This is a genomic window from Oceaniglobus trochenteri (assembly GCF_020529025.1).
Taxonomy (GTDB): domain Bacteria; phylum Pseudomonadota; class Alphaproteobacteria; order Rhodobacterales; family Rhodobacteraceae; genus Oceaniglobus; species Oceaniglobus trochenteri.
In genome coordinates this window covers 17,825-42,245 of the sequence record NZ_JACNMM010000020.1, presented here as the reverse complement: position 1 = coordinate 42,245, position 24,421 = coordinate 17,825, and the positions used below count along the sequence as shown (strand labels likewise).

Annotated in this window: 37 protein-coding genes and 1 tRNA gene; 17 read left to right on the top strand and 21 right to left on the bottom strand. The window is 66.3% G+C overall.

Going from position 1 to position 24,421, the window contains the following annotated elements; all coding sequences use genetic code 11:
- Nucleotides 1-24: 24 nt before the first annotated feature.
- The 17 genes from H7828_RS21765 to H7828_RS21685 form a co-directional block, all read right to left on the bottom strand.
- Nucleotides 25-1,674 (bottom strand): portal protein, encoded by a 1,650-nt coding sequence (locus H7828_RS21765; protein WP_226783181.1) that lies wholly within the window; start codon nucleotides 1,672-1,674, stop codon nucleotides 25-27.
- A complete protein-coding gene (locus H7828_RS21760) occupies nucleotides 1,671-1,862 on the bottom strand; it encodes a hypothetical protein (RefSeq protein WP_226783180.1) in 192 nt (63 codons plus the stop codon). The genes H7828_RS21765 and H7828_RS21760 overlap by 4 nt, the downstream gene beginning before the upstream one ends.
- Before the next feature lie 11 nt (nucleotides 1,863-1,873).
- The gene (locus H7828_RS21755) at nucleotides 1,874-2,392 is read right to left on the bottom strand and encodes a hypothetical protein (RefSeq protein ID WP_226783179.1); all 519 of its coding nucleotides are present in this window, start codon (nucleotides 2,390-2,392) and stop codon (nucleotides 1,874-1,876) included.
- Nucleotides 2,374-2,718 carry a hypothetical protein gene (locus H7828_RS21750; RefSeq protein WP_226783178.1) on the bottom strand — a complete coding sequence of 115 codons (345 nt, stop codon included), beginning with the start codon at nucleotides 2,716-2,718 and terminating at the stop codon, nucleotides 2,374-2,376. Before H7828_RS21750 ends, H7828_RS21755 begins: the two co-directional genes overlap by 19 nt.
- 17 nt (nucleotides 2,719-2,735) lie before the next feature.
- Nucleotides 2,736-3,146 (bottom strand): hypothetical protein, encoded by a 411-nt coding sequence (locus tag H7828_RS21745; RefSeq protein ID WP_226783177.1) that lies wholly within the window; start codon nucleotides 3,144-3,146, stop codon nucleotides 2,736-2,738.
- Between the two features lie 73 nt (nucleotides 3,147-3,219).
- The gene (locus tag H7828_RS21740) at nucleotides 3,220-3,483 is read right to left on the bottom strand and encodes an Acb2/Tad1 domain-containing protein (RefSeq protein WP_226783176.1); all 264 of its coding nucleotides are present in this window, start codon (nucleotides 3,481-3,483) and stop codon (nucleotides 3,220-3,222) included.
- Nucleotides 3,484-5,286, bottom strand: coding sequence for a hypothetical protein (locus H7828_RS21735; protein WP_226783175.1), 1,803 nt, complete (start codon nucleotides 5,284-5,286; stop codon nucleotides 3,484-3,486).
- Nucleotides 5,287-5,524: 238 nt separating this feature from the next.
- Nucleotides 5,525-6,190, bottom strand: a complete 666-nt coding sequence (locus tag H7828_RS21730) for a hypothetical protein (RefSeq protein WP_226783174.1) — start codon at nucleotides 6,188-6,190, stop codon at nucleotides 5,525-5,527.
- A gap of 434 nt (nucleotides 6,191-6,624) precedes the next feature.
- Nucleotides 6,625-8,565, bottom strand: a complete 1,941-nt coding sequence (locus tag H7828_RS21725; RefSeq protein ID WP_226783173.1) for a DUF927 domain-containing protein — start codon at nucleotides 8,563-8,565, stop codon at nucleotides 6,625-6,627.
- A complete protein-coding gene (locus tag H7828_RS21720; RefSeq protein ID WP_226783172.1) occupies nucleotides 8,562-9,563 on the bottom strand; it encodes a hypothetical protein in 1,002 nt (333 codons plus the stop codon). Before H7828_RS21720 ends, H7828_RS21725 begins: the two co-directional genes overlap by 4 nt.
- Nucleotides 9,560-9,790 (bottom strand): hypothetical protein, encoded by a 231-nt coding sequence (locus tag H7828_RS21715; RefSeq protein WP_226783171.1) that lies wholly within the window; start codon nucleotides 9,788-9,790, stop codon nucleotides 9,560-9,562. Before H7828_RS21715 ends, H7828_RS21720 begins: the two co-directional genes overlap by 4 nt.
- Nucleotides 9,787-10,935, bottom strand: a complete 1,149-nt coding sequence (locus H7828_RS21710) for a DUF7146 domain-containing protein (protein WP_226783170.1) — start codon at nucleotides 10,933-10,935, stop codon at nucleotides 9,787-9,789. Before H7828_RS21710 ends, H7828_RS21715 begins: the two co-directional genes overlap by 4 nt.
- Nucleotide 10,936: 1 nt before the next feature.
- Nucleotides 10,937-11,125 carry a hypothetical protein gene (locus tag H7828_RS21705; protein WP_226783169.1) on the bottom strand — a complete coding sequence of 63 codons (189 nt, stop codon included), beginning with the start codon at nucleotides 11,123-11,125 and terminating at the stop codon, nucleotides 10,937-10,939.
- Entirely contained in the window at nucleotides 11,125-12,060 is a 936-nt protein-coding gene (locus H7828_RS21700) for a helix-turn-helix domain-containing protein (RefSeq protein ID WP_226783168.1), read from the bottom strand. The genes H7828_RS21705 and H7828_RS21700 overlap by 1 nt, the downstream gene beginning before the upstream one ends.
- On the bottom strand, nucleotides 12,060-12,425 hold the full coding sequence (locus H7828_RS21695) for a hypothetical protein (RefSeq protein ID WP_226783167.1): 366 nt from the start codon (nucleotides 12,423-12,425) through the stop codon (nucleotides 12,060-12,062). The genes H7828_RS21700 and H7828_RS21695 overlap by 1 nt, the downstream gene beginning before the upstream one ends.
- Nucleotides 12,418-12,606, bottom strand: a complete 189-nt coding sequence (locus H7828_RS21690) for a hypothetical protein (RefSeq protein WP_226783166.1) — start codon at nucleotides 12,604-12,606, stop codon at nucleotides 12,418-12,420. Before H7828_RS21690 ends, H7828_RS21695 begins: the two co-directional genes overlap by 8 nt.
- A 142-nt stretch (nucleotides 12,607-12,748) precedes the next feature.
- Nucleotides 12,749-13,069 (bottom strand): hypothetical protein, encoded by a 321-nt coding sequence (locus tag H7828_RS21685; RefSeq protein WP_226783165.1) that lies wholly within the window; start codon nucleotides 13,067-13,069, stop codon nucleotides 12,749-12,751.
- An 86-nt stretch (nucleotides 13,070-13,155) separates the two neighbouring features.
- On the opposite strand from H7828_RS21685, the gene H7828_RS21680 reads away from it, so the two are divergent.
- The 12 genes from H7828_RS21680 to H7828_RS21625 all read left to right on the top strand — a co-directional run bounded on the left by H7828_RS21680 (nucleotide 13,156) and on the right by H7828_RS21625 (nucleotide 17,730).
- Nucleotides 13,156-13,773, top strand: coding sequence for a helix-turn-helix domain-containing protein (locus H7828_RS21680; RefSeq protein ID WP_226783164.1), 618 nt, complete (start codon nucleotides 13,156-13,158; stop codon nucleotides 13,771-13,773).
- A 2-nt stretch (nucleotides 13,774-13,775) separates the two neighbouring features.
- Nucleotides 13,776-14,132, top strand: coding sequence for a hypothetical protein (locus H7828_RS21675; RefSeq protein WP_226783163.1), 357 nt, complete (start codon nucleotides 13,776-13,778; stop codon nucleotides 14,130-14,132).
- An 86-nt stretch (nucleotides 14,133-14,218) separates the two neighbouring features.
- Nucleotides 14,219-14,479, top strand: a complete 261-nt coding sequence (locus H7828_RS21670; RefSeq protein WP_226783162.1) for a hypothetical protein — start codon at nucleotides 14,219-14,221, stop codon at nucleotides 14,477-14,479.
- Entirely contained in the window at nucleotides 14,479-14,784 is a 306-nt protein-coding gene (locus H7828_RS21665; RefSeq protein WP_226783161.1) for a hypothetical protein, read from the top strand. Before H7828_RS21670 ends, H7828_RS21665 begins: the two co-directional genes overlap by 1 nt.
- Nucleotides 14,785-14,896: 112 nt before the next feature.
- Nucleotides 14,897-15,034, top strand: coding sequence for a hypothetical protein (locus H7828_RS21660; RefSeq protein ID WP_226783160.1), 138 nt, complete (start codon nucleotides 14,897-14,899; stop codon nucleotides 15,032-15,034).
- Nucleotides 15,015-15,272 carry a helix-turn-helix transcriptional regulator gene (locus H7828_RS21655; RefSeq protein WP_226783159.1) on the top strand — a complete coding sequence of 86 codons (258 nt, stop codon included), beginning with the start codon at nucleotides 15,015-15,017 and terminating at the stop codon, nucleotides 15,270-15,272. Before H7828_RS21660 ends, H7828_RS21655 begins: the two co-directional genes overlap by 20 nt.
- The gene (locus H7828_RS21650) at nucleotides 15,269-15,589 is read left to right on the top strand and encodes a Rossmann-fold NAD(P)-binding domain-containing protein (protein WP_226783158.1); all 321 of its coding nucleotides are present in this window, start codon (nucleotides 15,269-15,271) and stop codon (nucleotides 15,587-15,589) included. Before H7828_RS21655 ends, H7828_RS21650 begins: the two co-directional genes overlap by 4 nt.
- Nucleotides 15,586-16,758, top strand: a complete 1,173-nt coding sequence (locus tag H7828_RS21645; protein ID WP_226783157.1) for a hypothetical protein — start codon at nucleotides 15,586-15,588, stop codon at nucleotides 16,756-16,758. Before H7828_RS21650 ends, H7828_RS21645 begins: the two co-directional genes overlap by 4 nt.
- Nucleotides 16,755-16,961: a Lar family restriction alleviation protein gene (locus tag H7828_RS21640; RefSeq protein WP_226783156.1), complete on the top strand. Its 207-nt coding sequence runs from the start codon at nucleotides 16,755-16,757 to the stop codon at nucleotides 16,959-16,961. The genes H7828_RS21645 and H7828_RS21640 overlap by 4 nt, the downstream gene beginning before the upstream one ends.
- The gene (locus tag H7828_RS21635; RefSeq protein WP_226783155.1) at nucleotides 16,954-17,211 is read left to right on the top strand and encodes a hypothetical protein; all 258 of its coding nucleotides are present in this window, start codon (nucleotides 16,954-16,956) and stop codon (nucleotides 17,209-17,211) included. The genes H7828_RS21640 and H7828_RS21635 overlap by 8 nt, the downstream gene beginning before the upstream one ends.
- A complete protein-coding gene (locus tag H7828_RS21630; RefSeq protein WP_226783154.1) occupies nucleotides 17,208-17,411 on the top strand; it encodes a hypothetical protein in 204 nt (67 codons plus the stop codon). The genes H7828_RS21635 and H7828_RS21630 overlap by 4 nt, the downstream gene beginning before the upstream one ends.
- 82 nt (nucleotides 17,412-17,493) lie before the next feature.
- Entirely contained in the window at nucleotides 17,494-17,730 is a 237-nt protein-coding gene (locus tag H7828_RS21625; RefSeq protein WP_226783153.1) for a hypothetical protein, read from the top strand.
- An 81-nt stretch (nucleotides 17,731-17,811) separates the two neighbouring features.
- Here the strand turns inward: H7828_RS21625 and H7828_RS21620 are convergent.
- A tRNA-Lys gene (locus H7828_RS21620) sits at nucleotides 17,812-17,887 on the bottom strand.
- 141 nt (nucleotides 17,888-18,028) lie between these two features.
- Here H7828_RS21620 and dapF point away from each other — a divergent pair.
- Genes dapF through H7828_RS21595 form a run of 5 tightly spaced genes read left to right on the top strand, consistent with a single transcriptional unit; the run spans nucleotide 18,029 to nucleotide 21,970 of the window.
- Complete coding sequence (gene dapF / locus H7828_RS21615) at nucleotides 18,029-18,832, top strand: diaminopimelate epimerase (protein ID WP_226783198.1); 804 nt, start codon at nucleotides 18,029-18,031, stop codon at nucleotides 18,830-18,832.
- The gene (gene mtaB, locus H7828_RS21610) at nucleotides 18,829-20,076 is read left to right on the top strand and encodes a tRNA (N(6)-L-threonylcarbamoyladenosine(37)-C(2))-methylthiotransferase MtaB (RefSeq protein ID WP_226783152.1); all 1,248 of its coding nucleotides are present in this window, start codon (nucleotides 18,829-18,831) and stop codon (nucleotides 20,074-20,076) included. Before dapF ends, mtaB begins: the two co-directional genes overlap by 4 nt.
- On the top strand, nucleotides 20,073-20,687 hold the full coding sequence (locus tag H7828_RS21605; RefSeq protein WP_226783151.1) for a glutathione S-transferase: 615 nt from the start codon (nucleotides 20,073-20,075) through the stop codon (nucleotides 20,685-20,687). Before mtaB ends, H7828_RS21605 begins: the two co-directional genes overlap by 4 nt.
- 23 nt (nucleotides 20,688-20,710) lie before the next feature.
- Nucleotides 20,711-21,337: an FMN-binding negative transcriptional regulator gene (locus H7828_RS21600; RefSeq protein WP_226783150.1), complete on the top strand. Its 627-nt coding sequence runs from the start codon at nucleotides 20,711-20,713 to the stop codon at nucleotides 21,335-21,337.
- A gap of 30 nt (nucleotides 21,338-21,367) precedes the next feature.
- Entirely contained in the window at nucleotides 21,368-21,970 is a 603-nt protein-coding gene (locus H7828_RS21595) for a glutathione S-transferase (RefSeq protein ID WP_226783149.1), read from the top strand.
- Here H7828_RS21595 and H7828_RS21590 read toward each other — a convergent pair whose 3' ends face one another.
- From H7828_RS21590 to H7828_RS21580, 3 genes are all read right to left on the bottom strand, one after another.
- Nucleotides 21,971-22,429: a hypothetical protein gene (locus H7828_RS21590; protein ID WP_226783148.1), complete on the bottom strand. Its 459-nt coding sequence runs from the start codon at nucleotides 22,427-22,429 to the stop codon at nucleotides 21,971-21,973.
- Nucleotides 22,429-22,911: an RNA pyrophosphohydrolase gene (locus H7828_RS21585; protein WP_226783147.1), complete on the bottom strand. Its 483-nt coding sequence runs from the start codon at nucleotides 22,909-22,911 to the stop codon at nucleotides 22,429-22,431. Before H7828_RS21585 ends, H7828_RS21590 begins: the two co-directional genes overlap by 1 nt.
- Nucleotides 22,912-23,079: 168 nt before the next feature.
- On the bottom strand, nucleotides 23,080-24,414 hold the full coding sequence (locus H7828_RS21580; RefSeq protein ID WP_226783146.1) for a S41 family peptidase: 1,335 nt from the start codon (nucleotides 24,412-24,414) through the stop codon (nucleotides 23,080-23,082).
- Nucleotides 24,415-24,421 lie beyond the last annotated feature (7 nt).

The window sequence follows — 24,421 nt, the reverse complement described above, 5'->3', positions numbered from 1 at the left end:
TCGCAATCTTGCAACCCTCGACGTTCACCGTGCCCCCCCCATGCCCGGCGCCATCGCCTGGACGGCGCTGCCCAGGTCCTTGGCCACGCCGCCGCCTGCCTGCACCATCTGCATCATCTGCGCCTGTTGCTCGGCCTGGGCGCGGGCCTCGGCGATCTTGTCGGCCTCTTCGCGCGGGCGCAGCATGGTGGCCGGGCCGCCGCGCGCGGCGTGCAGGGCCTCGATCGTGGCGTCGGGGTCCAGCCGCTCGATGTAGCGCGGGTTCATCTGGGCCAGCGGCGCGATGTCGCTGATGATGCGCACGATCGCGGCACCCTCGGCCGACCGCTGCGCCGCGGCCGCCGCCGACAGATAGGTCACCTCGATCGCGGTGCCCTCGGCCCCTTCGGGGGGTGGCGGGATCTGGCCCGCCCGCCACAGTAGCGCAAAGCGGCGTTCGATCTTCGGTGCCAGGTATTCCTCCTGGATGCGCCCCATGTGCGGCGCCATGAGCCGTTGGCGCTCTTCGGTGATCTCCATCACTTCCGTGGCCGTCATGCCCGTCCGCCCGGCCAGCGACATCAGCGAATAGTGGAAGGCATCCTTGATCTCTTCGACCTTGGCGCTTTTCTCCTCCATGGTCAGCCCGATGTTGCCGGTATTGTTCAGCGGGCGCACCAGGGGATCGCCCCGCATCGTCACGCTGCCATAGATCACCTGTCCGGGCCGCACGAAGCCGTTCAGCGGCCAGGCCTCGCGGTCGGGCGCCAGAAGCGTCGGATCGGCGGCAAACTGGGCCGCCCGGATCGTGGCCGCGTCCATCTGGTGATGCACGCGCGCGGCGGCCAGCGCGGTAAAGCCGGGGCCGGTGCCCACGGAGAACCCGCTGTCCACTTCCCAGCGCGGCACGCTGAAGGGCATCTCGGCATAGCCGCTTTCGCGGATCACGGCGCAGCCTTCCTCGCTGACATAGGTGGACAACCACCGCTTGCCCTTCGGGCCGAACTTGCCTGCCTGGTAATCGTAGTTGCGATGCACATGCTGGTAGAACACCAGCTTGTCGGTGCTGCCCTTCTGGGCCATGTCCTGGACCTTTCCGGGCAGGGCATCGCGCCCGAACATCTGCATCGCCGCGCGGGCGTTCAGACGAAACCGGCGCACCACCTCGGTCACGCGGCCGAAGGCGTCGATGTCCCAGACCACCTCGGACAGGCTCAGGGTGACATCCATGATCTTGCGCTCGGCCGTGACCAGCTCGTCGTACTGTGCGGCGTTGCCGAAGGCCGCGATGTCGGAATAGAGCTGGATCGCGGCGGAATAGAACGGCGACACGGCCGGCCGGAAACTGGCCAGCACCCGGCGCGTGGCATCGTCCAGCCATTCCTTCATCGGCTGGAAATCGTTCAACTCGGGGTCGGATGTCTGAAGGCCCATCCACTTGTTGGCCGGGTTGGTCAGGGCACCATAAAGCCCCGACGCAAAGTTGCTCTGCGCAACGATCGGCGCCGACGACAGCGGCTTTTGCAGGGTGCGCTGCACCGAACTGTCGGTACGGAACCCGCCCCGCTGGGGGCGGATCAGGCGGGCGATGTCTTCCCAGTCACCCTCGAACTGGGTGCGGTCCTGTTTCAACTCGGTCCAGCGGCGCATCGCCTCTTCCGCGCGTGGATCCTTCTCGATCAGCGAATGCTTCATGCCACGCGCCCGCCAAGCTGGCTGGTGGACTGCCCCGAGGGGATGCCCATGGCACCGGTCAGAACATTGGCCGCGGCTCCCGACCGGCGCCGGCGCAGGCGCGCCTCGATGTCGGACTGGCGCATTGCTTCGCTGTTGTCATAGGCCGCGATCTTGGGCGCGGAAACCTTGGGGGTGGACAGGCACATGGTGATCTCCTTCAGAGGCTGGAAATGAACGCGAATTGACGGAAGGTGCCGGCGCCCTTCGGGGGGAAGCCCGGCAAATCGGCCTCGTGGCGAAAGCCGACGGATTGCAGCAGGGTTGCGGCCCGGGGATGCCCCGCCCAGCAGCGCGCCTCGATCCGGGCGATGCCGTTCTGGCGCGCATAGATGCCCATGTCGGCCCGGATGCGCCGGGCCGCGTGAACCAGCTCGCGGCGAAACCGGTTGTGGTCGCGCGACAGAAGGGCCGCCTGGGCCACGCCGCCCTGGCCGGTGTGCGACAGGCCCAGCACGGCAAAGGGCACAGAGCGCGCGCCGCGCGTACTGACCAGCACCAGGGACAGCAGCCGCGCGCTTTCAACCGACCGCCAGTCGGCAAACAGCCCCGGCGCGGTGACGCTGGCACCGCGCGTGGCCTCGGCCTCCAGCCAATCCCAACCGTCCAGGTTCTGGAACACGGCCCAGGCATCGCCGTCGTTGAAGGGGCGCGCCTCGATCATCCCCAGAACCTCCACCAGGGGCGCCGGGCACTGGATACCACCGCGCGCACACGCTTCAGGTCCGCCCTGATATCGCCACTGCGCACCGGTTCCGGCCGCGCCTGCGCCAGGATGCCCGCAATCGGCGCAGGCAAATCCGCTGGCTGATCCTCGATCCGATCGCCGGTTTCGGTGCGGGTGGCCCAGGCCTTGTCGACAAGCGCGTCCTGTTCGGCACCGAAATAGCCGGGTTCACAGAACAGACAGCGCCGCAGAAGAAGCGACCACCCTTCGCTATCCTGCTCGAAGCGGAACGTGCCGTTCGGCCCGACAACGATCACGCTGCCGGGCGGAAGGTCCATTCTGGTCGGGATGCCGCTCATCCCGCGGCGTTCAACGCGCGACGCGCTGCGTTGCCCCAGTTGATGACGGCCTGCATCTCGCCGCCACGGGCGCCGGCCTCGATCCCGGCCATCTTGGCATAGGTGCGCCCCTCGGAAGTGGTGCGCAGCTTCAGACCCTCCCGCGATTGCAGATCGCCGATCAACTCGACCCGGTTGTGCGGCGCCTCGGCCGCGATCCGCGCGGCCAGGCGGCGCCAGGTCTCGGCCCGCTGCACCTTGGCGGCGTCCTTGACCGCTTGCGCTTCGGCCTCCTTCGCCGCCATGGCTTCGGCATCAGCTTTCACCTTTGCCTCGGCATCCTTCGCCGCCTTGGCATCGGCTTCGGCTTTCGCCTTCTCTTCGGCGTCCTTCGCCGCCTTGGCGTCAATCTTGCTGTCTTCGGACATGGTATTTTCCTTTCAGGGTTGATTGATCATGCGATGTCAGGAGAACCCGACATCGCACTTGCAAAAATTCAGGTCACAGATCGGCGGTGGCCGCCGCCACAGCGAACATGCTGGCGCCTTGCATTTCCGTGATGGCGATGGCGGCCTCACGCCCACCCGCACCGCGCGCATCACGAATGACCTCGCATTCCGAAACGAAGGCGGCGGCCAATGCCTTCAGGCGATCGACCTTTGGCATTTTCGAGGGGTTGAACCCCATCCGAACCAATTCGGCCGCGCTGCTCGAGATCGTTACCTCTTCATCCGGCAAGGCCGCCGTGTGAATTTTCAGGTGCATCTATCGTCCCCCATATGGGTTGAGCACATCGTGCCCGGTTTGCAGGCCGCCCTTCATCCCCGACAGGGGCGGCCCTCCGTTGTGGCCCATGCGGCCACGGCGATTGTCGGGAAAACTGTTGGGGCTGATCCCGTCGGCCCGGTGTTCGGACAGCGCCACATATTGCAGCGCGTCATGCACGTTGGCCTCGGTGAAGCTCTTGTCGGGGATCTTGCGCTTGTCGCCGCTGGCGTTCACCGCATCGGTCCAGACATAGCGCGCTTCGAACCCCCGGATCAGCATCTTGCAACTGGGATCGATCAGCAGCCCGGGCTGCCCCCCGTCCAGGTATTCCAGCGCCGCGCGCACGGCCTCAAGGCGCGGGCTGATCCGGTTCGTGCCCAACCGCTGGGGACGGATCGCGAAGCCGGCCGACTGGGCCACCAGGCGGTTCCAGGTGTCGTTCTCGTCGGCCGCCTCGCTGGCGCCGTGTTCGCCCGCCATGTCGCCCCAGCCCGCCTCGATGCGCAGCCCGAAGAACCGTTCGTCCAGCAGGTCGCGCAGGCGGTTGCCAAAGACCTTGGCCAGCAGGCGCTCCTGGGGAAAGTGCATCTCGGCGTAGACACGCCAGTGGAAGGGCGGCACGAACTGACACACCACGGCCGCACCCTTCAGGCCCTGGTCAAGGCCGATCCGCAGCGGTTCACCCTGGATGATGTCCAGCGGCCCGTCGCTGACATGAACCCGCCGGTTGAACTCGCGCTTGAAGACGGGCTCGCCCACGCGCAGGTAAACCACCTTGTTGTAGACCAGCCGGTCGATCATGTCGCCGCGCCCGGCCAGCTTCATCGACGCGATCTGGCGGGGATAGTAGGCGGGCGACAGGTTTTGCAGGTTCTCGGCGCCGGGCTGGCCATAGCCTGGCTGGTTGAAGAATTCGATCGTGATCGGGCGGGTGCCCTGGGGAAGGGCCGCCGTCAGCTCCGCCGCGATCCGCATCCGCTCCTCGGCATCGTGGAACACCCGGAAGGTCCAGTTGTCTTCGTCCGGCGCGTTGAAGTCGCAGTCGATCTGCCCGTAGCTGCGCAGATCCTCGGGCAACCCGGCAAAATGTTCGCGGGCGGGCCAGCGGTCGATCCGCCCGATCCCCACGGTCAGGATCTCGACCGGCATGGTGTCGGCTTCGTTCAGGTCGATGTCGGTTGCCTGGATACCGCGCATGGACGCGATGATGTCATCGCCGAAGGCCATGAACTCGGCCACGAACTCGATCTCGCCGTGCCCGTCGTCGAACCGGATCACATGGGTCACCGGATCGCCCCGCCCGCCCGACCAGGTGCCCATGCTCTTGGGAAACTGCTCCAGGTAGCTGGGGATCGTGGTCGACCACAGCTGGCGATAGGTCTCGCGGATGTAGAGCACCTTGTAGCGCCGCACACCGTCGATCTTCGATCGCGGCATCATGATCGCCCGGCGCAGCTTGCGCTTGTTCTTCGTCGTGGTCTTGCCCGACCCGACCGGCCCCTGGATCGCGACCACATCGTCGTCGGACCAGTAATAGGCCTCGGCCATCGGCCCCGGGAAGGTCACCACCGGATCAAGATCCAGCTTGTCAGCCGCACCCGGCAGGTCTAGGCTCGCAACTGCCTCCTTCGCTGACAGACCTTCCAGCGCATCATCCGTCACGCCCCCGGCCATCGGCCCGGCGGCATTGCCCCCCTCGCCCCCGGCCATCGGCCCGGCGGCATTGCCCCCCTCGCCCCCGGGCGCCGAACGGGCAACACACCCCCCACCCCATTTGAACAAACCAAGGTTCGCGCTCATAGGCTCACCTCGGAGCAGGCCAAAATGCTGTATGGGGTCACACAGAGGGGGAGAGAGACTGACGCGGGCAGGCCCCCCCGGGGGGTCGCCGCCGCGCGGATCGGCCCGGCCAGGACCGCCGCCACGGTGCGGCACTCGTTCACCGGGAAAGCGGCGCAGCGGGCGATGTCGCCCCGTGCAGAGCATCCGCCGCACTGATTTTCAATCAGTTGCAGAACCGGGTTTTTGCCTCGGGATTTCAACGGCTTGGCCCTTTCGTCCGAGTGTCGCCGTCCGAACCGGGCTGGCCCGCTTTGCTAACGTCCTGTTTTTGCTGCATTTCATGGCGCAGGTCGGCGGGCAGCATCCGAACGTCCGAACGGGGCGAAACATCGCGCATCGCGCGGCCCTGGTCGCGGCTGGGGGCGGCCGGGACATGGACGTGCACCGCCTGCTGCACCGTCACGTCCGGCGTGGCCTTGGGCGCGCCATAGGGCATCAGGGCATCGGCGGCGCGCAGCTGGGCCACCAGCACCTGCTGGAACGTCGCCAGGCGCTGGGGCAGCGTCTGGACCTTGGGCGCGCCCTTGACGCTGGTGGCACCGGCCTCGGCCCATGCCAGGATCCGCTCGGCCTGCGCCATGGCGGTGGCGATGGCGTCCTGCCCGCTGGTCAGCCCGGCGATCTCGGCCAGCACGTCCTCGGGCATCCGGTATCCCTTGACCGCCAGGAACTCCCGCAGCTGGTTCAGCGCCTTGCCCTTGCCGCGCTTGCCGGTCCCGTCGCCCTCGCCCTGGTCAACCATCTGCGCGCCGTCCACCTCGTCAGGCAGCAGCGACAGCTGGCGCACCGCCTCGCGGTCCCCCTCGAGCCGTTCGGCCATCTGGCGGGCCAGTTCTTCGTATTGCGTCGGGCGCCCCGGCATCAAAATGCACCCTTTTCAAGGGCTTGGCCGGAAATGGGCAGGCAGGCGGCAGCGGGGGTAACACGGAATATCGGGATTGTGTTACCCTGTGTTAGGGCCTGTGTTAGGCTAAGCCGCTGTTTTCCATATATATATCTACCCCTAACACAGTAACACAGAGAGAAAGAGAGTGCGCAGGCGCGCGCGCGCGCGTACGTGCGTGTGCGTGTAGGGTTCGCGAAACCTTGTGTTAGCGTGTTACCCCCGGCGCAAACGCCATGTAACCCACGGAAAACAAAGGGAAACAGGGCTAACACAAGGCTAACACAAGGGCTAACACACTGTGTTACCCCTTCCCCCCGCCGCAGCACGCGAATTCCGGCCTGCATAACAGGGTGCGGGAGGGTTGGAAAGGCGTGGCGCGCCAAGGTGTTAGCGGATGTGGTCATGATCGGTCAGAAGTCGCTTATGTCGGAGATGTCGGGTGAAGAGGACGGCGGCGCGTACCGCGCCCCCGACTGTTCTTTCTGGGGAAAGGCCAGGATGCCGGGCAGCGAGGTGAAGGGCACCAGCGTGGCGCGGGACGATACCTTGGCGAAGGTCCGGCTTACGCCACGCTCGACACCCGGCAGACGCTCGGCGGCCTGTTTCCAGACGCCTCCGGCCCACTGGGTGCCTTCGAAAATCTTCAGCATCTGGCAGCGTTTGGAATTGGCGATCGCCAGCCGGGCGTTCTCCTGCTGTCCCTCGACGCGCAGACCATAGGTGGCGATCAGCCCGTTCACCTGGTCGGGCATGGTGTTGTCGCTGGGTGCCCTGGCACCGGGCAGATTGGCGGCATAGGCCAGCCATTCGGCCACGGGCATCTGACGGCCATTGCGCCAGGGGTCCAGGGGTTGGCTCAACAGGTGCGTCAGCATGTCGTCGGCGTTCGTCGGATCGTCGTCCGGCTCGTCCTCCAGCGCCTCGCCCAGGCGTTCGACCCAGTTGGCCGCCACGTCGGCGCGGATGTCGTGGGGCGACAGCAGCATGTCGGCCAGGGCCATGACGGTGCCATAGTTGTCGGCGGCACGGCCGTGGATGTCGGCCTTGGCCAGGGCCGCGTGCCAGACGCCCTGACGCTCCAGCCAGGTGGGCCAGGCATCGATCAGCGCACGGCGCAGCTGCGCGCCGATGCGACGCAGCCGGCGCAGGTCCAGCGTCAGGCGCGGCGCACCCTTGGGGATCGGCTCGAGGTCGAAGACGATCAGGCGCGACTTGTCCTGTGCCTCAAGCGGCGGGATCAGGATCGAGGAGAACAGGAACACCGAATAGATGTTCGCGCTGTGCCCCTTGTGATCGGCCGATCCCCGCAGGGTCATCCCGCCCGACGACGCGATGCGCGCCAGCTTGATGATGTCACGCTCGCGCAGACTGCCCCGATCGTCGGGCTCCAGCTCGTCCAGGGCAACGGGCAGGCAGGACGCGCGCAGCTGGCCCTGGATACCGGCCTTGGTGCTGTCAGACGACTGCACCAGCCCGCTTTCGCCGCCATGCACCGCCAGCAGAAGGCGCTGCAGCTCGGACTTGCCCCGCGCCCGGTCGCCGGTGAACCAGCCGACCGGGCGCCAATCCAGCGCACCGCCCAGCATCTGGGCGGCGATGAACCCCATCAGCATGTAGGGGTCAAGCTCGGGGCGGCGGAAATACCACCGCCGCAGATCGCCCAGCAGATCCTGCGCCGCCTCGCCGCGCCCCGGGGTGTCCGAGGGGAAGGGCGTGGCCTCCTGCGCGGCATAGGTCTTGCCCGCATATCGGCCGGGCGACTGCCATTCGCCGTTCACCATGATCTTGGTGCCGCAATGGACGATCAGCTTGCCATCGTCATCGACCCAGCAGCCTGCCCCGCGCAGGGACCGCGCCGGGGACCACACGCCCTGTTCGTCACAGGCCGCCATCATCGCCAGACTGGCAGCCGTGGCGTCATAGGTCTTCATGTTCTGCTCGAAACCGCCACCCGGTGCCTTTTTCATGGCCTTGAAATGGCTGCGCAGAAGCGGCAGGCGCCCGCCGAACAGGTGGCTGATCTCGGCCGCCTTGTGGTGTTCGATCCCGATCACCTGGCCGCGCACGTCCTGATACCAGCACCGCTTGCCCTCGACGCCCAGGGCCTTGACCGGGCTGCCCTCGAAGATCTCGCCGTGGGGGCGCTTGGGCTTGCCACGCTTCCCGCCCCTGCCGCTTTCGGTCGGGGGCGGGCCGCTGTCTTCTGGCGCATCGGGGCCCGGATCCTCATGATCGCGGTGCAGATCGGCATCGGCCCCCTCGGCCCGGGTGCCTTCGATATGGGCGGCCAGGTCGGTGATGTTGTCGGGCTGGGCGGGGACCGGGCGATCGGGCGACTTCGGCGGGCTCATGATGGCACCGCATCGATGTTGCCGCGCCCGACCGTGAAGCTGTAGGCGACAACCCACGGGTTCTCGTCCCAGCCGAACCCGCGCCTGGCGTTCAGGGTGTCCCAGAGGGTGCGAAATTGGCCCAGGACCGTCTCATCGTCGGTAAGGTCCGGGTCGGCCCCTGGCGCGTTGTAGTACCCAGGACACCCCTCGGCACCGGCATCTGTGGAGCTTATCTCCTGCAACCGCTGCACCCGCACATCGGTGACGGTCAGCGTCAGTCGGCTGGCCCAGCGGGGCATGTGGATAGAGGGGCGCCAGATGGCTTTCCCATGTTGGGGATGATCGGGCAGCTCTCCGTCGGCGCGAAAGCCCACGACACTCCGCCTGCCTGGGCAAGCCGGAATACCCATCCGCCCTGCGTTCGACGACTGCCGTTCGGGCGGGAGCTCGTCCTGGAAGAACTCTTGCCATGCCTCTCGAACCCACAGACGGTCTCCAGACTTCGGCAGATGTTCGATGTCGTGACGCGCGCCGCCGTCCCAGCAGGCGATAAACCCGCTGCCGTTCCGCGCGACACTATGAGGTGGTGGCAGGTCTTTCCGCGTCCAGAACACCCGCCGCGTCTGGGTTTTGCTACCGTCCAGCAGAGCGCGCACCATGGGGACGGAGAAGATCATGGATTTCTCCCTCATAGCGGCACCTCGACCGGCAGTGACCGCAGAAAGGCATTCGCCTCCGATGCGGTTATGCCCCCCCACCAGTCGGGTAACCGACGTGTCCGCACCGCGGGCCAGATCGACACCGATCACGGCGCCATGTCCGTTTCGGGACAGGCCATCATAGTGATCGCGCCGGTTGCTGATGATGTGGTGCCGCAGCTCGGCATTCAGTGCGCGGGCGATCCAGTCTGGATGTGCACGGCGGGCATAGGGCATCGCGCGGATAACCGCCTGCAACTCTGCCTTGGTCATCCGCTTGACATAGCAGGTCAACCATGATCCATCGGTCACCCTCATCCCGCCACCTCGCGGAGCCGGTAACGGATGATCCGGTGGTCAAGGTAGCACTCCGGCAGCGTGTCCCAATTCCAGGTCGAGTACTCCCCTGGCGCAGTCACATCACAGGCCTGCATCTCGCCCACCTCGTCGCGGCCGTTCTCGGTTACGACGTTCATCCACGCGCCTTTCAATGCCGGGCGCGGCTTGCCGTCATGTTCTATCCACGGGCCCCATTCCTCGCTCATCGCGCCACCTCGCGCCGCTGGTCGCGGGTCTCCTGCGCCAGCAGGGCGCGCCATTCGTCGTTCAGGTCCTTGCAGCCCGGGGTGCGGGGCAGATAGACGCCGGCGCGCCGCCCTTCGGCCCGGTGCGCCTCCAGCGCGCGGTTCAGCGGGGTCAGATCGCCGTCGTTGTCCCCCAGGATGATCACCTCGGCCACGTTGGCGGGCAGGCGCACCTGGGCAAAGTTGCCGATGGCGATGGCGGTCAGATGGCGCGCATGGGGCAACATCATCATCGCGGTCAGCGCGTCCTCGATGCCCTCGGTGATGTAGACGCGGGTGCCGGGCGGGCACATCGCCAGGCTGGGCGGCTTCTTTCCGTCCGGCCGGGTGCCGCGCCAGAGGTTGATGCAGCCGCCCGCATAATTGCCCAGCACCATCTTGGCCTTGGGCAGGGGCGCCTTGCCCCAGACGCCATCGCGCCCGCGCGCCAGCCAGGTGCGGTGGGTGCTGACATGCTTGCCGTCGCGCGTGATCGCGGCCACCATGGCCGGGCCTTCGCCTTCGAAACATTCGCCCGTCTCGGCGTCGATCTGCTTGAAATAGCAGGCGGGCGCATAGCGCAGCGCGCCGGGCTGGCGGCCCAGGCGGCGCAGGTCGATGGCGCGCTGGTCGCGCAGATAGGCCTCGACCGGCGTACCGGCGATGCCGGGCTGCGCCGACAGCCAGATGGCCTGCGCCTGGCGCGCACGCCGGGCCTCGGTGGCGCGCAACCGCGCCTCGGCTTCCTTGCGCTGCGCCTTGGCCTTCTCGGCCGCCTCGGCCCGGATCCGGCGGGTGGCAGGATCTTCGGTATCCAGCCCCAGATAGGCGCGCGCCTCGCGCAGGGCATCGGCATTGCTGCACCCGAGGTGCAGCTTGATCAGGTCCAGGATGTCACCGAACTGTCCGGTCGCCTTGTCCTGCCAGCTGCCGGCCTTGGCCCCGGTCAGGCGCACCCAGAAGCTGCCGACGTTCCGGTCGGCCCGCCCCGGGTTCAGGGTGAAATAATTGCCCTGGTTCTCATAGGCGCCCTTCACCCAGGGCGCATAGTGATAGGCGACGCCGGGCATCTGCGCCAGCAGAAGCGACTTGATCTCGTCCAGCGTATGATAGGGGCGCGCGGTCATGTCAGGCCAGCGCGATCGTCGTGGTCGTCAGCAGCGCGCTGCGCAAGGGACAAAGATGCTCAACCGCCGCACCCATAGCCAGGCGGGCAACAGCCGCCTTCACGTCCGGATGGACAGGCTTGCGCTTCCTCATGGCGTCCAGCCTGGCGATCATTTCCGGCGACGGCAGTTCGTTCAGAACCCCCACCATCACGCCACCCGCGCCTTCAGCGCGACGATCAGCGCGTCGATCGCGCCGATCACCGTGCGGTCGGGGCAGATCGCGTGCCAGCGGTCCAGCACGTCCTGGACATTCAGCTCCATCAGCTGCGCCACGGTGCCCGCCTTGTTGCCGCCCTTCATGTGTTCGGCCAGCATCAGGTCCATGTCGGGCTGCCAAAGGGGCGTGCTGCCCAGCGTCTCCAGCCGGTCCCAGACCTTCTGCGACACGCCATCGGGCGCCACCCGGGCGGCGACGATCCGCGTCACGGCATGGTGGAACCCCTGCGCCCGACGCCCCAGCTTCGCGGCGATCTCGCCGTTGCTGGCGCCGGCGGCGTGCATCTTCAGGATCGTCTCGGTTTCCCGCGGGCTGTAGGGATCGGCGGCCGGGATCAGATCCGGCGATGGAGATGCGTCGCCGCCCGCCTCCGGCAACGCGGATGCGACGGGTTCCGGCCCGCCGTCATCGGGGCCTGCACCATCGGCAACCGCGGCGGCGCCCATGGCGGGCGGGCCCGCTGGTATTTCGTCCTGTTCCGGCGCGGGGTCCGGGCTGGCTGTATCCGCCGGCGCTTCGGCCGGTTCTGGTGCGGGGCCCGGCCCGAGGGTCGGAACAGGATCAGCCTGGCGTTTCGCCAGGAAGGGATGGCCCGACCGCTGGAACGCCTCGCGCAACGACGTGGTGCCCGCCGATGCCGGGGCGGTGGCGCCATCCTCGAACCAGATATCCAGCGTCAGGCCCAGGCTGCCATGGCGCACCGACACGTCGCAGCCCTCATAGGCGCAGACGCTGGTGACGAACTTGCGCGCCAGGTCCATGACATCCAGCTGCCGGCCGGCGGCACAGGCACGCTCATCCGCCTCGGCCCAAAGGCGCTCGATCTCGCGCAGCGCCCTTTCGTTTGCCTTGAAATCACCGTCCATCACGCCACTCCCCTGACATTGGGCCCGGCGTCCTCGAGGGCGCTTTGCATCAGCGCCGCGCGCCAGGCGAAAAAATCGGCCAGCTTCTGGCGCAAATCCAGAAGGGCCATGTTGTGATCCTCGCGCACCCCCTCGCCGTGGCGCAGGGGATCGCGCAGGTTGCCGTAGGCCTTCACCGCCCGCGCCGCCGCCACGATCGGCCCGATCCAGCGGTGCGCCCCGTCGACCGATGACATTTCATCCAGCGCGACGATCATGAACATGCTGTGGTTGGCATTGGGGAACGGGCTGATCAGCGCCGCCGCCAGGGCCTGCACGAACAGCTGTTCATGGGCCGTCAGCTTGGGGCGCAGGGGATCAGCCATCGCGCGCCTCGGCCTCGATGGCGATCAGGTCATCGACGGTCAGCGGCACGGCCACGAAGGGCCGCAGCCCCTGGAAACTGTAATGGGCAGGGGAAAAATCTGTGGGCGGCGCAACCCTCATCGCCCGCACCACGCGGCCGCCGGGCATCCGCACCGTTGCGCTCACGCCGTCTCTCAACATGCCGCGCCCCCGGAAACGAAAAATCCCCGGGGGGTGAACCGCACACCCCCCGGGGAAGTACGCCGCGCGGGAACAGGAAACGCGCGCGGCGTGGCATCGGCCCGGGACACCGGCAGCGCGGTGGGGAGGAGGCACGATGCGTTCATTGCGCCGCCATCCTGTTCAGGACGCGGGGCATCTCCATGCTGCGACGGCTGGCCAGTATGGCCTCGATCTCGGCACTCTCTGCGCCGTAGATCAGGTGATCCGCCGTCAGACCCAGGCCGTGCTCGTTGGAGTAATCCAGCAGGCGGCGCATGACGATGGCACTGGGGAAATCCCCGGCCGCGCGCCCCTTGGCCGCATGGCGCCAAGGATAGCCCGATTTGCGGTCATACTGTGCCGCCTCGGCCACATCCTCGATATGGCCGAACAGGGCTTGGGCTACTTCCAGTGGTGTCAGGTGGCAAGTCATAAGCCACATCTAGGCTGAACCGATTTGGTAAATCAATTACTTTTTTTGTACATTCCGCTCGCGAATTGGTAGTGCCAAGTCACTACCTGTCACCAATGGATGACAAATGGTTCAAGCAACGCCAGAAGATCGCGGGCGTGACAGCCGATGAGATTGCAGCCCGGCTTGGGCGCGACCGTTCGCTGATCTCGCGGATCTATGTCGGCCGACAGGCCATGACCCTGGAACAGGCCCAAGCCTTTGCCGAAGTTCTGAACGTGCCGCTGGACGAGGTGCTGAAGCGCGCCGGCGTCCTCGATGAACCCAAGGCCCAGACATTTGCGCCCGGGTTTGCCGAAAGCGACGCCGCGCCCTACCGCGCCGCAATACCCGAGATGCGCAAGGCGCAGACCGTCGCAGAATACTTCGGCGGCAATCGCCCCGGCGTCGATGTGTGGCGTGTCCAGTCGCAATCGATGCTGCTGGCAGGCTATCAGCTCGATGATTTCATTCTTGTCGATACCCACGCCGCCGACCGTGCCGCGCCCGGCGACGCCGTGCTGGCACAGGTTTACGATTGGAACCAGGGCACCGCGCGTACAGTATTTCGCCGCTTTTCACCACCGGTCTTGGTCGCGGCCAGTTCGCTGCCCGAAGATGCGGGTGTGTTCATTGTCGACAACAACAACGTCTCCATTCGCGGCAAGGTCATTGCCAGCTGGCGGCAGGCCTGACCGTGACCCAGCGCCCCGCAGCCATTGCACGCCGCATCCAGGCCGAGACACGAAAGCCCATGCGCGAAATGGACGAAGATCTGATCTACCTTCTGGAAGGCGAATTGCGGCGGGCCATCAAGGCTCACGCGCAGACACCTGCCTTCATTGCGTTCTTCGCCGGGCTTTTCCTGATCAACGGCGCCGTCTTCGTGGCCGCCGGACCGGAGGGAAACCGTATAGGAACGATCACAGCCGTGATCCTTCATAGCAGCGGCGTGGCCTCATCTTTTACGCTGGCCTTACTGGCCGAAAAGGCAGCGATGCGCCACCTTAAGGCGAAGTACCGACACTGGATGGGTGAGGACGCGGATCACTAATTTAGTACAACTTACCAATTTTGTATTGACAGTAGCGGGTGGCGACTCCTAACTCTTGTGCAGAACACGCACAGGAGTTTCCCCAAATGTCCCTTTCCCACCCCGAAACCTGCATCGTGCCCCCCGCATCGGGCGGGCCGATCTGCGACCGCACGCTCGACCTGGTCGCCCGCCACATGGAGCAGGCCAGCAACGGCACCCCGATCAGCGACGACGCGATCGACCTGGTGCAGATCTGCGTGGCGCCGCTGCTGCGCGAACTGCAGGGCCACCGCGCCCGCGCCGCCGCCGGCTTCGACATGCCCGCCACCGGCAACGTGGTGCATCTGCCCCGGGGGAACCGGTGATGGACACCTACGATCACGCCAACCGGCAGGCCTGGAGCGATCTGCGCAGTGCCATGTTCAGCGCCAATCTCGATGAACCGGCCGTCGCCACGGCGATCGCGCGCGGTGAACTGCCCGTCGCCTGCCTGATCGTCGGCACCATCCAGAAGATCGACCAGGGCAATGCCGCCGAACGCGCCGCCAATCTGGCCGACCTGGAACAGGAAATCGTCGAATACATCGAAACATCCCAGGGCCGCGCCGCCATGGTGCAGACCCTGCATGCCATCCTCGGCCGCGCCCTGGCGCGCGCCCCCCGGCACTAGGCGCCCCGGCGCCAGGCATCCCGCTCACGGGACCAAAGGGGGGCCGCCATCCCCAACGCCCCGAAACTTCCGGCCGTCCGGCGGCACGGCCGGGTCAGAGACAAGGACGGACATGATCCTCGCCTCGATCGCGATCATCGTCACAACCGCCTCCGGGTTGATCGTGCTGGCGCATTTCCTGCGCGTCGCACTGCACCGCCTCGAGGCCAGGAAAAGGAAAGGGCCATCCCATGGCAAAGACATTCATTGACGCGGCCGAGGTGGCGGAACGCCTCGCCCTGTCGCGCCCGGGCTTTCTTCTCAAGCGGCAGGACCTGGTGGAAAACGAAGGGTTCCCCGAACACATGCCCCACTGCGCGCGCCCGCTGCTCTGGCGCGCCTCCGAGGTAGAGGCATGGATCGCCCGCCAGGGCCTGCCCCGCACGGCACCCGTCACCCGCGTGGGGGGCAACGTGGTGCGGCTGGAACGCATGGCGGCCTCGGCATGAGCGGCGGCAAGAAGGCGCAACAGCGCGATCACGCGGCACGTTCGCTTGTAACAACCATGGTCAATTTGTGCTTTGTCAACGCCGCCATGAATGGCATTGGCCGCATGAATGCCACCCAACTTCTAATTGAAGATCTGATCGTATTCATGGGCTCCGCCGACAAGGTAGCCACTGCCGAAATTCTGGAACAAATGGCCGCTGCTGTGCGGGCAGGTGGATCGCAGAACGCCAGCGCCGAATGCCTCAATTCGATCATCGACCACTGGACGGTGCTTGGCGCGATCGAAGACGCCAGACACCAGGACACTCTGCAATGACCCGCGCACCGATCACCGAAAAGGTCACCGGCCTGCGCCAGCGACGGCGCGCCGACGGCAGCTGGCGGGTGTGGTGGGAACCCTCGGCCAAGGCCCGCGCCGCCGGGGTGCTGACGGTCGACCTCGATGCCGACCGGCCCACCTGGTCGGTGCGCCAGGCGCGGCGGCTGAACGACGATGCCGGCCGCGCCACCACCCCCGGCAAGCGGCGCGCCTCGGGCACGCGCAGCATGACCGCCCTGATCGATGCCTACAGCCGCGACCAGCTGACCGAGAAAGCCGCCGCCACCCAGGACAGCTATCGCGGCCTGATGAAACTGATCGACGAAAAATGGGGGGACGAACTGGTCACCGACATGACCAAGTCGGTGCTGTACCAGTGGGGCAAGGCATTGCAGACCGCGCGCGGCACCACCCAGGCCAAGCGGCTGACCGCCATGTGCTCGATCCTGTTTTCCTACGCCGAACTGCTGGGCTGGCGGCCGGAAAACACCAACCCCTGTTTCCGCCTGAAACTGGCCACCCCGCCAAAGCGCACCCGCGTTGCCACGCTCGACGAATTCGAGGCGCTCGAGACCGCCGCACGCGCCGATGGCGCCATGGCCATGCACCATGCGCTGCTCTTCGGGCTGTTCACCGGCCAGCGCCTGACCGACATCCTGAACGCGCGCCTCGGCGACTTTCGCCAGGTCACCCGGCCGGCCAGCGCCACCGCCCCCCAGCGCACCGTCTGGGCCTGGAAGATCCTGCGCAGCAAGCGGCGCACGGCAGGCCTGCTGGAACTGCACCCCGAACTTGAACGGGCGCTGACGGAACGCCGGGCCCAGACCGACGATCCCGACGCACCGCTGCTGTCGGATCGCGGCAATGCCTTCACCATGGACCGTTTCCAGAAGGCCTTCGCCGCCCTGCGCAGCGCCGCCGCGGCACAGGCCCCCAGCCTGACCGGACCGGATCCGCTGTGGTTCAAGGACCTGCGCCGGACGGCCGGCGTCTGGGCCCGTCACGGCGGCGCCGAACGCCAGGACATCGGCGATCTGCTGGGCAACACCGTCGCCACCGACGATCAACTGGCCGATGTCTACATGCCCGCCAGCTTCGAAACCGCCGCCCGCGCCATCAACGCGATCAGGCGGCCGGCCAAAGACCGGAAAAGGAAGAAGGCATGAGCGCGCCGTTCCTTCTGCCCTGCCCGTTCTGCGGCGGCAAGGCCTACACCGACCGATCAGCGGACTGCACGGCAACGCCCTCGGTCGGATGCGAGGATTGCGGCACGCACAATGTCGCCGAAACCATGGGCGAGGCGATCATCAAATGGAACGCCAGGACATCCCGCCCCAAGACCTTCCCAGAAAGGAACAATCATGAATGACTTCGCTCGACTGGAAACCCATGAAGGCCTTCAGGTCCTATCCCGGATCGAAGCCAAGCAGGGCAGCAACGGAGAGTATGGTCCGCATCTTATCACACGGTGCGATCCATCTGTGACCGTTGAAATCCACGAAGGCCCCTGGTCGGATGACGACGATGGCTGGGACGCCGCGGAAAAGGCACTGGCACAGAAAGACCTGGCAAGTTTTGCTCGATCATCAGTCGCCGCCTGCAAAAGGCTGCTCAAATGAGGGCCCTTCAAGAACCGCTGTCGGACCACACATCGAACCCGAACCGCGACGATTACTGGACGTGCTGCGCCTGTTACACCGACTTGTACAACATCGGCGAAGGCACCCATACCTGCCCGGCCTGCGGTCACGTCCTCGAATGTTCGATCGAAATGGAACCGGCCTGTCACGCGAGACTGGTGGAAAGGGACCACGCATGAAACCGCATGGTTGGTGGGTCTTTCCCTTCATGATCGCAAGCGTCGCGATGTGGGTCGGGATTTTCTACGTTCTGGTGGCGCAATGAGTGCGGTTCAAATCAAGGGCCAGGGCCGCGCCTTCACCCTGTCGATCGACGGCCGGGATCTGCGCACGATGCAGGGCACCTACGATCAGGCGATCACGATGGCCCACAAACTGGAAACGGCCGCCCGGCGCAAGCGCCGCCCCTGTCTCGGGTGCAAGACCAGCTTCACCAGCACCGGTCATCACCACCGGTTCTGCCGCTTCTGCCGCGCTGAAATGAGGGCAATGGGGTGATCGTCCGAGTCGGACAGCTTCGGACGCTCGGACGGACAACTTTCCAGAGCAACCACAAGACGATGTTTCTACTACGAAAAGTGGTGAGCCCGTCGGGGTTCGAACCCGAGACCTACTGATTAAAAGTCAGTTGCTCTACCAACTGAGCTACAGGCCCACTGCGGCGCTTGCTACCCGTAGAGGATTTTGGGGTCAAGCGGAAATCCGACCTAAATTTTTGCTTTCTCTTCCAAAAGGTCAGGACGCGGGATATATGGCCGCCATGCAGGACAACAGTGCAGGAAAAACCGTGCAGTTCATGAAGTTTCACGGACTGGGCAACGATTTCGTCGTGATCGACCGCCGCGCCGGCGGGCCGGTGATGACGGCTGCGCTGGCCCGGGCCCTGGGCGACCGGCACCGCGGCGTCGGATTCGATCAGCTGGCCCTGATCGACAACGACGAATCTGGCGATGTGGCGCTGACCTTCTTCAACACCGACGGCAGCACGGCAGGTGCATGTGGCAACGCCACCCGCTGTATCGCGCGGCATCTGATGGACGACACCGGCGTCACATCCCTGACCCTGCGCACCGAACGCGGCGTGTTGCAGGCCGTGGATGCCGGCGGGGGGCTGACCTCGGTGAACATGGGCGCGCCGCTGCTGGAGTGGGACCAGATCCCGCTGGCCCGTGCCATGGACACCCTGCACCTGCCCATCGCGGGCGATCCGGTGGCGACCGGCATAGGCAACCCCCATTGCACCTTCTTCGTCGACGATGCCGAAGCCGTGGACATCACCCGTTTCGGCCCCGAACACGAACACCATCCCCTTTTCCCCGAACGCACCAACGTGCAGGTCGCGCAGATTGTCGCGCCCGACCACCTGCGCATGCGGGTGTGGGAACGTGGCGCGGGGCTGACGCTGGCCTCGGGGTCGTCCTCCTGCGCGGTGGCGGTGGGTGCGGCGCGGCGCGGATTGACCGGGCGGCAGGTGCGAATCGACCTGGATGGCGGAACGCTGCATATCGACTGGCGCGAGGATGGTGTCTGGATGACCGGCCCCACCGCCCATGTCTTTACCGGCGCCCTGACGCCCGCATTCCTGGCGGCCCTGGCATGAGCGCGCCCGTCTTCGCCACCCTTGGCTGCCGCCTGAACACCTATGAAACCGAGGCGATGCGCGAGCTGACCGCCGCCGCCGGCGTGGAAAACACCGTTGTCGTAAACACCTGCGCCGTCACCGCCGAGGCGGTGCGCAAGGCCCGGCAGGAGATCCGCAAGCTGCGCCGCGAAAACCCCGGTGCGACGCTGATCGTCACCGGATGCGCCGCCCAGACCGAGCCCGAGACTTTCGCCGCCATGCCCGAGGTGGACCGGGTAATCGGCAACACCGAAAAGATGCAGCCCGCCACCTGGCAGGATCTTGGCACCGAGAAGGTGCAGGTCGATGACATCATGTCGGTCACCGAAACGGCGGGCCACCTGATCGACGGGTTCGGCACCCGCAGCCGCGCCTATGTGCAGGTGCAGAACGGATGCGATCACCGCTGCACCTTCTGCATCATCCCCTATGGGCGCGGCAATTCGCGGTCCGTGCCCGCCGGTGTGGTGGTGGACCAGATCAAGCGCCTGGTCGGGCGCGGCTATAACGAAGTGGTGCTGACCGGCGTCGACCTCACCAGTTGGGGCGCCGATCTGCCGGGCCAGCCGCGCCTTGGCAACCTGGTCATGCGCATCCTGAAGCTGGTGCCCGACCTGCCCCGCCTGCGGATTTCCTCGATCGACAGCATCGAGGTGGATGAAGACCTGCTCGAGGCCATCGCCACCGAACCGCGCCTGATGCCGCATCTTCATCTGTCGCTGCAACATGGCCACGACATGATCCTGAAACGGATGAAGCGCCGTCATTTGCGCGATGATGCCATCCGCTTCTGCGAAGAGGCCCGCCGTCTGCGCCCCGACATGGTGTTCGGGGCCGACATCATCGCCGGGTTCCCCACCGAAACGGACGAGATGTTCCAGGGCTCGCTTGACCTGGTGCGCGAATGCGATCTGACCTGGCTGCACGTCTTTCCCTATTCGGCCCGTCAGGGCACGCCCGCCGCGCGGATGCCCGCGGTGAACGGCACCGCGATCAAGACCCGCGCCGCCGCCCTGCGCGCAGCGGGCGATGCGCAGGTGGCACGGCATCTGGCGGCCCAGCAGGGGGCAGATCACGCCGTCCTCATGGAAACGCCGCGCATGGGCCGCACCGCGCAGTTCACCGAAACCCTGTTCGACACCGATCAGGAGGTGGGCGCGATCGTCCCCGCCCGCATCACGGGCCGCATCGACGGCCAGTTGCAGGCCGTGCGCCAGTCGTGACGCCGATCCTCTGGTCCTTCCGCCGCTGCCCATTTGCCATGCGGGCGCGGCTGGCGCTGGATGTGGCGGAAATTTCCGTCGAACACCGCGAAATCCTGCTGCGCGACAAACCCGCCGCGATGCTTGCGGCCTCGCCCAAGGGAACGGTGCCGGTTCTGGAAACCCAGGGTGGCGTGATCGACGAGAGCCTTGATGTCATGCACTGGGCGCTGCGCCGGAACGATCCCGGAGGCTGGCTGGACCACGCGCCCGGGGAGGCCGCCCTGATCGCCGCCAACGACGGGCCGTTCAAACAGGCGCTGGACCGTACGAAATACCCCAACCGCTTTCCCGAAAGCGACCCCGTGCAGGCCCGGCAGGCGGCGGCAACCCATCTGGCGGGGCTGAACGACAGGCTTGGACAGCACGCTTCGCTTTGCGGACCACGCGATACCCTTGTCGATGCGGCGCTGTTTCCCTTCATCCGCCAGTTCGCGATGATCGACCGGCCCTGGTTCGACGCACAGCCCTGGCCCCACCTTCAGGCCTGGCTGAACCGCCACCTGGAAAGCGCCCGCTTTGCCCGGATCATGGTGAAACATCCGCTTTATGAGGCACCCCAAAGCGGCTAACCCTGCCCCGACAGGAGAACGCCATGCACCCCAACCCCGCCTTCCGCACCACGCCCGACGCGCAATCGCTGGCCTTTGCCCGTGAACGTGGCTTCGGTACGCTGGCGCTGAACGCCGAAGGTGGCCCCCTTCTGGCCCATGTCCCCTTCCTGCTGGACGACACCGGCGAAGGCGCCGATCTGCATCTTGTCCGCTCGAACCCCATCCTGCGCCTGCTGGACCACCCGCAGGAGGCGGTGATCGCGGTGCAGGGGCCCGATGGCTATGTCTCGCCCGACTGGTACGGCGCCCCTGATCAGGTGCCCACCTGGAACTATGTCGCCGTGCATCTGCGCGGCACCCTTGCGCCGCTTGCGGGCGACCGCCTGCGCGACGTGCTGGACAGGCTTTCGGCCCATTTCGAACAGATGCTGACCCCCAAGACCCCCTGGCACAGCGACAAGATGAGCGACGGCCTGATGGAGCGGATGATGCGCCAGATCGCGCCCTGCCGCCTGACGATCACCGCCGTCGACAGCACATGGAAGCTGGGCCAGAACAAGCCCGACGCCGCCCGCAGGAATGCCGCCGCGCAGATGGCCGCCCAGGGCATCGGGCAGGACACGGCCCTTCTGGCGGCCTTGATGGACAGCCCCCCGCCCAAGGCCTAGGGTGCGGCAAAATCAACAGCGGAGTCCGCCATGCAACTGTTTCAATCGCCCGCCTCGCCCTTTGTGCGCAAGGTCGTCGTCACCCTGCACGAAACCAGCCAGACCGGTGACGTGGAACTGGTGATGGTGACGACAACGCCCGTCGACTCGGCCTCGGAAATCCTGCCCCACAACCCCACCGGCAAGATCCCGACCCTGTCGCGCCCCGATGGCCCCGCGCTTTATGACAGCCGGGTGATCTGCCGCTATCTCGATGCCCGCGCGGGGGGCAAGCTTTACCGCGACGCCCGCATCTGGGATACGCTGACCCTTGAGGCGACGGGCGATGCGATCATGGATGCCGCCGTTTCGATGACCTATGAGCGCCGGGTGCGCCCCGAAGAAAAACAGTTCGACGGCTGGATCGAGGCGCAGTGGGGCAAGATCGCCCGCAGCCTCGACACGCTCAACAGCCGCTGGATGAGCCACCTGAACGGGCCGCTGGACATGGGGCAGATTTCAGTCGGCTGTGCGCTTGGCTATCTCGACCTGCGCCACGACGCGCGCGGCTGGCGCAACGGCCACGATGCCCTGACCAGGTGGTACGAGACCTTTGCACAGCGCCCGTCGATGCAGGCCACCCGCCCCGCCTGATCAGCAACCGCCGTTCAGGCAGGCGGTCATCTGGTCCAGCGTCGCTTCGTCCGGGGTTGAAAAGGCCCGGCCGGGGCACGGGCTGACCTCAAGGTGATAGCCATCGGTGCGCCGTTCCAGAAAGGCCAGTTGCAACAGGTCGGGCTGCAGGGTGCCGCACCAGGGGCCAAGGCACCGGGCGTCAAGCGCGACGCGAAATTCCAGCGGCGTGCTGAATCCCTCGCCGGTCAGCCCGAGACCGGTGAAGGTGGCCGGAATCGTCACATCGCCCGCGCCCGGTTCATGGCTTTTCGGCAAGGCTTCGGCATCGAAGGCGAAACTGCCATGGACGACGATATAGGATTCCTCGGCCGCGGCGGCCTTTTCAAAGGCGTCCTGCGGTTCGATCCGCTGACAGGACAGCGCCGCCGCCTGGTGGCCCACCGCGCAAAGCGCCATGGCAAGAAAGACCCGGCGCATCAGATCCGCCCCCCGAACGCCGTCATCACCTGTTCATAGACCGCACGTTTGAACGGCACGATCTGATCGACCAGCTGGTCCTTGGGCAGCCAGCGCCATTCGGAAAATTCGGCCGGGGGCTGGGTGATGTCGATCCGGTCATCCTGCCCCAGAAAGCGCATGAGGAACCAGCGTTGTTCCTGCCCGCGATACCGCCCCTTCCACAGCTTGCCCACCAGATCGGTCGGCAGGTCATAGCGAATCCAGCCCTCGGTTTCCGCCTCGATCCGCACCAGATCGGGGGTGACGCCGGTTTCCTCGCGCAGCTCGCGCAGGGCGGCGGTGCGGGGGTCTTCGCCCTTGTCGATGCCGCCCTGGGGCATCTGCCAGGCGGCGGCGCTGCTGTCGATCCGCTGACCAACAAAGACCTCGCCCCGGGCATTGGCCAGCACCACGCCGACACAGGGCCGATAGGGCAGTTTCTCGATCGCGTCAGGGGTCATCTCTCGCTCCGGTTTTCTTCGGTTTCACAGGTTGCCCGGCAGCTTTCGCCCGTCATTCGGCGGCACGGCTGTTCCGAACGTTGCGAAAGTGGTCGCGGCCCAGGCCCCGGGGCGCTTTGGGCCGTGACGGTATCGGGCGCCCCGAAACCGACGGGGCGCCCGGGTGCCTCACTCGTTCGGGCCAAGGGCGGACAGGCCCTTGAGGATGTCGATGGCATAGGCCAGCTGGTAATCCTCATCGCGCAGCTTCGCGGCCTCGGCGGCCTTCTCCTGCTCTTCCAGGATGATCTTGCGCTCATCCTCGGTCACCGAATCGTTGCTGATCGCACCGCGCAGATCGGCCTCCGAGCGGCTGGGGCGGTTCGTGGCATCCTCTTCCTCGTCCACCTCGCGGCGCGGCGGCTGGGCCACCACGATGTCGGGCGACACGCCAAGGCTCTGGATCGACCGACCCGAGGGCGTGTAATAGCGCGCCGTCGTCAGGCGCATGGCGCCATCGCCGCGCAACGGCATCACCGTCTGAACCGAACCCTTGCCGAACGACTTGGTCCCGATCACGATGGCGCGGCGGTGATCCTGCAGGGCGCCGGCGACGATTTCACTGGCCGAAGCCGAACCGCCGTTGATCAGCACCACCAGCGGCTTGCCCTGGGCCAGATCGCCCGACGTGGCATTGTAACGGTCGCTGTCGGCCGGATCGCGGCCCCGGGTGCTGACAATCTCGCCCGATTCAAGGAAGGCGTCGGACACGCGGATCGCCTGGGTTAGAAGGCCACCGGGATTGTTGCGCAGGTCCACGACAAAGCCGTTGACGTTCTCGATACCGCCGGCCTCTTCCACCTGCTTCTTCAGGCCCTCTTCCAGGTTGGGATAGGTCTGATCGTTGAAGGTGGTGATGCGCAGAACCACCGATTTGCCCTCGGTGCGGGTGCGCACCGCCGTCAGCTTGATGGTGTCGCGAATGATCGAGATGTCGAAGGGTTCGGTCTTGCCCTCGCGCACCACGGTGATGATGATCTCGCTGCCCACCGGGCCGCGCATCAGGTCGACCGCATCGTCCAGGGTCAGGCCCAGAACCGACTCGCCATCGACGTGGGTGATGAAATCGCCCGCCTCGACACCCGCGGCATCGGCCGGCGTGCCATCCATGGGCGCGACGACTTTCACAAAGCCCTCTTCCTGCGTCACCTCGATCCCGAGCCCGCCGAATTCGCCCCGCGTCTGCACCCGCATCGCCGCCGCATCATCGGCCGACAGGTAGCTGGAGTGCGGATCAAGCGAGGTCAGCATGCCGTCGATGGCCGCCTCGATCAGCTGCTTGGGTTCCACCTCCGAGACATATTGCGCGCGGATCCGCTCGAATATGTCGCCGAACAGGTCCAACTGTTCGTAGACGCTGCCGCCCTTGTCGTTCTCCTGCGCCAGAAGCGGCCCCGCCACCTGCGTGGTCAGAAGAATGCCGGCCAGGGTGCCGCCGAGGGCGGCGATTGCAAATTTTCTCATCTGTCGA